This window comes from Geomonas sp., from assembly GCF_035254065.1.
In the GTDB taxonomy this organism is placed as follows: Bacteria; Desulfobacterota; Desulfuromonadia; order Geobacterales; family Geobacteraceae; genus Geomonas.
In genome coordinates, this window is record NZ_DATFBA010000026.1 from 1 (window position 1) to 6949 (window position 6949).

Here is a 6949-nt window from a genome sequence, read left to right on the forward strand (position 1 = left end):
TCTCCCGGAGGGAGAGGGGACTTTCGGACAGAGGCAGGGGGACATCGAACAGAGGCGGGAAAAGCTGTAGCGAGGTCATCCGACGGTTACAGCTGCCCCATGAACTTATGGGTCTGCGGGATCACCCGCACCTCCTTGAGCCCGGCTGCCAGCTCCTGGAACTCCAGCATCCTCAAGGGGGAGAGCGGGATGCCGCCGTCGGCGAGGGTCATCGGCTGCAGGATGAGCGGTATGGCGCGATCCACCGCGGCGATCATGGCGCAGGAGCGCTCCACCTCCCAGTTTTCCGTCCCCTGGTCGACTACCACCTTGACGAACACCCCGGTCCGGGCGGCGATCTTCAGGAACGCCTCGTGCTCGTCCCATAGTTCTGGGCACCCGGAAGCGGAAGGAAGCTTGATGTCCATGCCGATGTAGTCGAGATGGGGAATGAGCGGCTCGAGGGCCTCCGGCAGGGTACCGTTGGTCTCCAGGTGGATCGGGAGGAGTTCCCTTAGCCTGGGGAGCCACACGGACAGATGAGCGCCGTGCAACAGGGGCTCGCCGCCGGTAACGCTGATGGAATGGTGGATGCCGGGCCACCCCGCGGTCCAGCTCTCGATCAGGGAAACCACCCGCTCGCAGCTCACCGGGTTGGGGACAGTGATGAAATCGCGCCGTCCCGGGGTCTGCTCCAGCAGGCACTCCTTGGGGATATAGGCGGTGCCGGGCGTGTCGCAGAAGGTGCAGTTCAGGTTGCAACCGGCAAAGCGCAGGAATACCTGGCGCAGTCCCACCAGGATCCCCTCCCCCTGGATGGAGGAGAAGCACTCCACCAGATCGGCCCCGTCCCTATTCGAAGTAGCTTGCCGAGGCAAAATCGGACTCCCAGACGGTTACCATCTCGACCTTCACCTTGTCAGAGCCGAAGATCTTGGTCAGCTCGCCGTAGAGGTAGCGGGCGATGTTCTCCGAAGAGGGGGAGAGGTCGGTGAAGGGAGCCAGCTCGTTCAGGTACTTGTGGTCAAGGGTCTTCAAGAGCGCGTTGGTCTCCCGCTTGAGGATCTTGAAGTCGACGCCGAGCCCGGCCTTGTCCAGCTCGGTGGTGGTGATGGAGACCTCCACCTTCCAGTTGTGGCCGTGCAGGTTCTCGCAGTCCCCCTGGTAGTGGGTGAGATTATGGGCAGCCGCGAAGGCTGTGTGAATGGTGAGACGGTACATGCTTCCTCCGTATGAATCGTGTTGCAGTTAGGGTGGGCGGCTCTGCCCACTCCATTTAAGGTTCACCGAGAACCCGGGAACTGACCTTGGACATCCAATGCCGACACATCAAGCTCTCAACCCGTTCGTCCTGAGCCTGTCGAAGGACTAGCTTGTGACTGTCAGGAAGAGGGTACTTCGACAAGCTCAGCACGAACGGCTACCGACGATCCCCCTCATTCGTACCGTCCTGTCCCAGGCTTACCCGTACGTAAGACCTTACGATGTCAAATATTGATCGTCTCGCCCGGCTGCAGCGGGGGGACGCGCGGGGAGGACATCGATTCGTAGGCGAGCACGAAGAAGAGGATCACCAGCGAAACGAGGAGCAGGAAAGTCGGTGCCAGCCGAACGCGGTCCGAGTTGGGCCCGCTCTGCACGAAGCCGGCCACCGTCCAGAGCGCGCCATAGCCGCTCAACATCCACCCCAGGAAGAACCCGAGGAAGGTGAGTTTCCCCTCGTCGGCCATCCCGGCAAAGAGCAGATTCGAGATTTGGGCATGGAAGAAGGTGGCCAGGATGACGCAGACGATCCCGGCAATCATGAACCTCAGCCCGCTGCGGATCGTTCTCTTACGCATGGCGCCGCCACCTCGAAAGCGCTCGTTTCATCATTCGCACCAGCTTACGTCCCCCACTCCTTTCCTGAGCACCTCCGGCCGGTCTCCGATCAGGCTCACCACCGAGCTGACGTCGGCGGTAAGCTCGCCGCCGTCTACCACGATATCCAGAAGTTTCCCCAGCTCCGTCTCCACCTGCCAGGGGTCTCCGATCGGATCTTCGCCGGAGAGGTTGGCGCTGGTGGTGACGATGGGGGCGCCCAGTTCCTTGACGATGGAGAGGCAGATCTCGTTGTCCGGCATCCTGATGCCGACCGTGCGCTGTTTGGTCAACAGAAGATCGGGGACGATGGAGTTGGCCTCCAGCACGAAGGTGTAGGGCCCAGGCAGAAGCCTTCTCATCACCTTGAACTGGTAGTTGCTGACCTTCGTGTAGCGGGCAATCTCGGAGAGGTCGGTGCAGATGAAGGAGAACGGCTTCTTGCGGTCGCGCTGCTTGATCAGGTAGATCCGCTCGATCCCCTTCTTGCTGAAGATGCTGCAGCCGAGGCCGTAGGTGGTGTCGGTGGGATAGGCCACCACCCCCCCCTTCTTGAGGGTCTCCACCACGCGGGCTATCAGTCGCGGTTGCGGGTTGTCGGGGTTGATCTCCAGCAGCATGATCTAGTCACCGGGGTTGAGCCCCAGAAGCGGCCCGTGCACGAAGCGGCCGTCCTTCTGGATCAGGATGTCGTCGAACCACAGCTCGCCATCGTCCACCAGGATCTTCACCATGTCCCAGTGCACGGCGGAGCGGTTGCCGTTGTCGCACTCGTCGTAGGCCTGGCCGGGGGTGAAGTGGATGGAGCCGAAGATCTTCTCGTCGAACAGGATGTTGCGCATCGGCACCCGGATGCGGGGATTGACGCCGATGGCGAACTCGCCTATGTAGCGCGCCCCTTCGTCGGTGTCCAGGATCCGGTTCAGGTCCTCGTCCATACCGGGAGAGGTCGCCTTCACGATGCGTCCCTTCTGGAACTCCAGGCGGACGTTGTTGAACTCCTTCCCCTGGTAGACGGTCGGGCAGTTGTAGGTGATGTACCCTTCCACCGAGTCCCTGACCGGGGCGGTGAACACCTCCCCGTCGGGGATGTTCAGCCGGCCGTCGCACTTGATGCCGGGGAGCCCCTTGATACTGAAGGAGAGGTCGGTGTCGCTCGCCTTGATCCGTACCCGGTCGGCGGCATCCACGCACGCCTTGAGGGCCTCCTGCTTGCCGGACTCCACCTCCCAGTCCATGCAGCAGGCCGCGAACAGGTAATCCTCGTACTCGTCCAGGCTCATGCGCGCCTCTTGCGCTGCGCCCTGCGTCGGGTAGCGGGTGATCACCCAGCGGGTGTGCTTCACGCGCTGGTCGATGATCGGCCGGGTCAGCTTCGACCAGGCGATCATGTTGGACTGGTTGGCCTTGGCCATCACCATGGAGTTCTCGGAGGCGTTCAGTCCGATGTAGACGTCGACCTTCTTCATGAACTCGAGCTTGTGCTCGGGGAAGTAGGAGATCTGCTGGTGATTGGCCGTATTGTAGAAGTAGCGGGTGATGTCGGGGATGGTGAACTCGTACTCCACGTACTTGGCACCCCTCTCGAGGCAAAGCGCGTAGAGCTCCTTCACCAGCGGCGCTCCCTCCATGCCGGCGCAGGAGATGAACACCACGTCTCCCGGCTGCACGCGGGCCGAATAGTTGACCAGCACTTCCGCCAGCTGTCTGTTGCGAGGATCTTTCATTACCGGTACCCCCATCGGATGGTTAAGTTTCGGGTGCGGCGCATAACACGTACATTCTAGGACAACCTGCGGCTAACGTAAATGGCGGCGCGGACAGGCAGCACCCCATCGTCGCCGCTGCCCAGTATCGACATTTTCCTCCACCCTTCCAACTCTCCCTCGCCCCTTTAGGGGAGAGGGCAGGGGTGAGGGTTGGGTTTTCGGGCAAGTTGCGACGCCCTCACCCCCCCTTCGGGCACCCGCTCCCCTAAAGGGGCGAGGGGCTAGGCCCAGTACCGGTTGGTACCGTCCGGTTTATCTTCCCGTGTGCCCGAACCCGCCGCTTCCCCTCCCGGTCTCCCCAAGTTCCTCGACCTCGACGAACTCGGCGCGCTCGTAGCGGGCGAAGACCAGCTGGGCGATGCGCTCGCCGTCGGTGACGGTGAAGGGCTCGGCGCCGAGGTTGATCAGGATCACCCCGATCTCGCCCCGGTAATCGGCGTCGATGGTGCCCGGCGAGTTGACCAGCCCGATGCCGTGCCTCAAGGCGAGCCCGCTCCTGGGTCTTACCTGCGCCTCATACCCAGGAGGTATCTCGATGGCGAGACCGGTCGGCACCAGCGCGCGCTCGCCCGGCTGCAGCGTGAAGGGGTCCTCCAGCGCCGCATGCAGGTCGACCCCGGCCGCCTGCTCGGTCTGGTAGCTGGGGATGGAGGTCTCCCTGAGCCTTTTTATACGGATGGTGAGAGCGTTCATTCTAGACGTTGATATCGGAAGGGGCGAAAGAAGGCGTGCCGACCCTGCCAAGCATGACCAGTGTGAGGGCGGAGTTATCGAGAAGTTCGTTGGCGAGTTGCTGGATGCTACCCGAACTGACGCGATCGAATCCTTCCATGATGCCGTCCAGCGAAAGCGGCGCGCCGAAGTAGATCTCGTTCTTGGCGAGCCGGGACATCCGGTTGTCGCTCGACTCCAGCGAGAGGAGCAGGTTGCCTTTCAGCTGCTCGCGGGCTGCGTCCAGCTGGGTCTGGGGGACCGGTTCCTCCTTGAAGCGGCGCAACTCCTTCAGCATGATCTCGACCAGTTCCGAGCCGTTTTCCGGGCTGGCGCCGGCGTAGACCACCAGCGAGCCGGCGTCGGCATGGGAGGCGAGGTAGGAGTAGACCGAGTAGGCGAGCCCGCTCTTCTCACGCACCTCCTGGAAGAGCCGCGAGCTCATGGAGCCGCCCAGGATGGCGTTCATGATGAAGGCGTCGTAGCGGCGCGGGTCGTTCTGCTGCACCCCTTTGAGCCCCAGGCAGACATGCACCTGCTCGAGGTCCTTCTCCATCAGCTCTATCCGCCGCTCGTACACCGGCAGCGTTGTTTCGCTACGGCCGTTGCCGCCGTCAATCGGGAGGAGGTGTTGCTGGATGAGGGAGATCAGCTCCTCGTGGGTCAGGTTGCCGGCCGCTGAGACGATGATGTCCTCGCCGCGGTACATCCGGTCCTTGAAGCCGATGATGGAATCCCTGGTCAGCCCCCCCACGCTCGCGGCGTCGCCCAGGATCGACATCCCCAGCGGGTGCCCCTTCCAGAAGTGCTGGTGGAACAGGTCGTGGATCAGGTCGTCCGGGGTGTCCTCCATCATGTTGATTTCCTGGAGCACCACCCGGCGCTCCTTCTCGATCTCCTCCGGGTCGAAGACGGAATGGAGGAAGAGGTCGGTCAACAGGTCGACGGCATTGGGGAGGAATTTGTCCAGCACCTTGGCGTAGTAGCAGACGTACTCGCGGCTGGTGAAGGCGTTCAGCACCCCGCCAACCGAGTCGATCTCGCGGGCGATATCCAGGGCGCTCCTGCGCTGGGTTCCTTTGAAGAGGAGGTGTTCGATGAAATGGGCGACGCCGTTTAGCTCGCGCGATTCGTGGCGGGAGCCGTTGGCGACCCAAATACCGATGGAAACTGAGCTGGCGTAGGGGATGCGTTCAGAAATGACGCGGATGCCGTTATCGAGAATGGACTTTTTTATCATGGTTAAGACTATACCGTGAAAGTCTGGCAAATGCCAGCCAAGGGGCTAAAAGGAGGGGACTGGCTCCAAAGGTGCCTGTCCCCTTATCCCTCAAAACGAGAAGGGCCGACGGCTAAAGGTACGTGTGCAAGGGGGACTGGCACCTTTCGGAGCCAGTCCCCTGTTTGCATCCCGCGCTTTTTGCCCTCAGCCCTTTTGCGTGTGTCTCTGCTACTCGGTGAAGGTGGCGCCCAGCGCCTCTTTCCTGGAGAGCTTGATCTTGCCCTGCTTGTCGATGCCGATGCACTTCACCAGCACCTTGTCACCCTCGTTGAGGATGTCGGTGACGTTCTTCACGCGCTCGGTATCGAGCTCGGAGATGTGCACCAGGCCGTCGGTGCCCGGGAAGATCTCCACGAAGGCGCCGAATTCCATGATCTTCTTGACGGTGCCCATGTAGAGCTTGCCTTCCTCGGCCTCGGCGGTCAGGTTACGGATCATCTTGATGGCCAGGTCGCAGGCTTCCTTGTTGGTGGAGGCGATGTTGATCTTGCCGGTGTCCTCGATGTCGATCTGCACGCCGGTCGCCTCGGTGACGCTCCTGATGTTCTTGCCGCCGGAACCGATGACGTCGCGGATCTTGTCGACCTTGACCCAGATGGTGGTGATGCGCGGTGCGAAGGCGGAGAGGTCAGCTCTAGGCTTGTCGAGGGTCTTGGCCATCTCGCCCAGGATGTGCAGGCGGCCTTCCTTGGCCTGGGCCAGGGCGGCCTGCATGATCTGGCGGGTCACGCCGCCGATCTTGATGTCCATCTGCAGCGCGGTGACCCCTTCGGCGGTACCGGCCACCTTGAAGTCCATGTCGCCCAGGTGGTCCTCGTCGCCCAGGATGTCGGAGAGGATTGCGAACTCGTCGCCTTCCTTGATGAGGCCCATAGCGATGCCGGCCACCGGAGCCTTGATGGGGATACCGGCGTCCATCATCGACATGCAGCCGCCGCAGACGGTGGCCATCGAGGAGGAGCCGTTGGACTCGGTGATGTCGGAGACGATGCGGATGGTGTAGGGGAAGTCGTCATGCTTGGGGAGCACCTGCTGCAGGGCGCGCTCGGCCAGCATGCCGTGGCCGATCTCGCGGCGGCCCGGGGCCAGACGGAAGCTGGTCTCGCCGACGGAGTACGGCGGGAAGTTGTAGTGCAGCAGGAACTTTTTCCGGGAATCGCCGTAGAGCGAGTCGATGCGCTGCTCGTCCACCGAGGTGCCCAGGGTGGAGGCCACGATGGCCTGGGTCTCGCCGCGGGTGAAGAGCGCCGAACCGTGAGCGCGCGGCAGGAAGCCTGCCTCGGTGCTGATGGTGCGGATGGTCTTGGTGTCGCGGCCGTCGATGCGCTCGCCGTCCTTGATGATGTGC

Annotated in this window: 8 protein-coding genes; all 8 read right to left on the reverse strand. The window is 62.4% G+C overall.

The annotated features are described in order from the left end of the window. Positions 1–86: 86 nt before the first annotated feature. Complete coding sequence (locus VJ604_RS01470; RefSeq protein WP_324079609.1) at positions 87–857, reverse strand: 7-carboxy-7-deazaguanine synthase QueE; 771 nt, start codon at positions 855–857, stop codon at positions 87–89. Beyond that, complete coding sequence (gene queD, locus VJ604_RS01475) at positions 832–1200, reverse strand: 6-carboxytetrahydropterin synthase QueD (RefSeq protein WP_324079610.1); 369 nt, start codon at positions 1198–1200, stop codon at positions 832–834. The genes VJ604_RS01470 and queD overlap by 26 nt, the downstream gene beginning before the upstream one ends. A 266-nt stretch (positions 1201–1466) precedes the next feature. Further along, on the reverse strand, positions 1467–1820 hold the full coding sequence (locus tag VJ604_RS01480) for a hypothetical protein (protein WP_324079611.1): 354 nt from the start codon (positions 1818–1820) through the stop codon (positions 1467–1469). 30 nt (positions 1821–1850) lie between these two features. Then, positions 1851–2459 carry an L-threonylcarbamoyladenylate synthase gene (locus VJ604_RS01485; protein WP_324079612.1) on the reverse strand — a complete coding sequence of 203 codons (609 nt, stop codon included), beginning with the start codon at positions 2457–2459 and terminating at the stop codon, positions 1851–1853. A 3-nt stretch (positions 2460–2462) separates the two neighbouring features. Continuing rightward, positions 2463–3566 carry an aminopeptidase gene (locus VJ604_RS01490; protein WP_324079613.1) on the reverse strand — a complete coding sequence of 368 codons (1104 nt, stop codon included), beginning with the start codon at positions 3564–3566 and terminating at the stop codon, positions 2463–2465. A gap of 294 nt (positions 3567–3860) precedes the next feature. Further along, complete coding sequence (dut, locus tag VJ604_RS01495; RefSeq protein WP_324079614.1) at positions 3861–4301, reverse strand: dUTP diphosphatase; 441 nt, start codon at positions 4299–4301, stop codon at positions 3861–3863. 1 nt (position 4302) lies between these two features. Further along, the gene (locus VJ604_RS01500) at positions 4303–5559 is read right to left on the reverse strand and encodes a M16 family metallopeptidase (protein WP_324079615.1); all 1257 of its coding nucleotides are present in this window, start codon (positions 5557–5559) and stop codon (positions 4303–4305) included. 210 nt (positions 5560–5769) lie between these two features. Beyond that, positions 5770–6949: polyribonucleotide nucleotidyltransferase (gene pnp, locus VJ604_RS01505; protein WP_324079616.1), on the reverse strand; the 1180-nt coding region annotated here is incomplete at its 5' end.

Bases quoted from the DNA above. Each gene is read 5' to 3' on its own strand.
- VJ604_RS01485 (WP_324079612.1), bottom strand. From the start codon at position 2,459: ATGCTGCTGGAGATCAACCCCGACAACCCGCAACCGCGACTGATAGCC.
- VJ604_RS01490 (WP_324079613.1), bottom strand. From the start codon at position 3,566: ATGAAAGATCCTCGCAACAGACAGCTGGCGGAAGTGCTGGTCAACTAT.
- VJ604_RS01500 (WP_324079615.1), bottom strand. From the start codon at position 5,559: ATGATAAAAAAGTCCATTCTCGATAACGGCATCCGCGTCATTTCTGAA.
- dut (WP_324079614.1), bottom strand. From the start codon at position 4,301: ATGAACGCTCTCACCATCCGTATAAAAAGGCTCAGGGAGACCTCCATC.
- queD (WP_324079610.1), bottom strand. From the start codon at position 1,200: ATGTACCGTCTCACCATTCACACAGCCTTCGCGGCTGCCCATAATCTC.
- VJ604_RS01480 (WP_324079611.1), bottom strand. From the start codon at position 1,820: ATGCGTAAGAGAACGATCCGCAGCGGGCTGAGGTTCATGATTGCCGGG.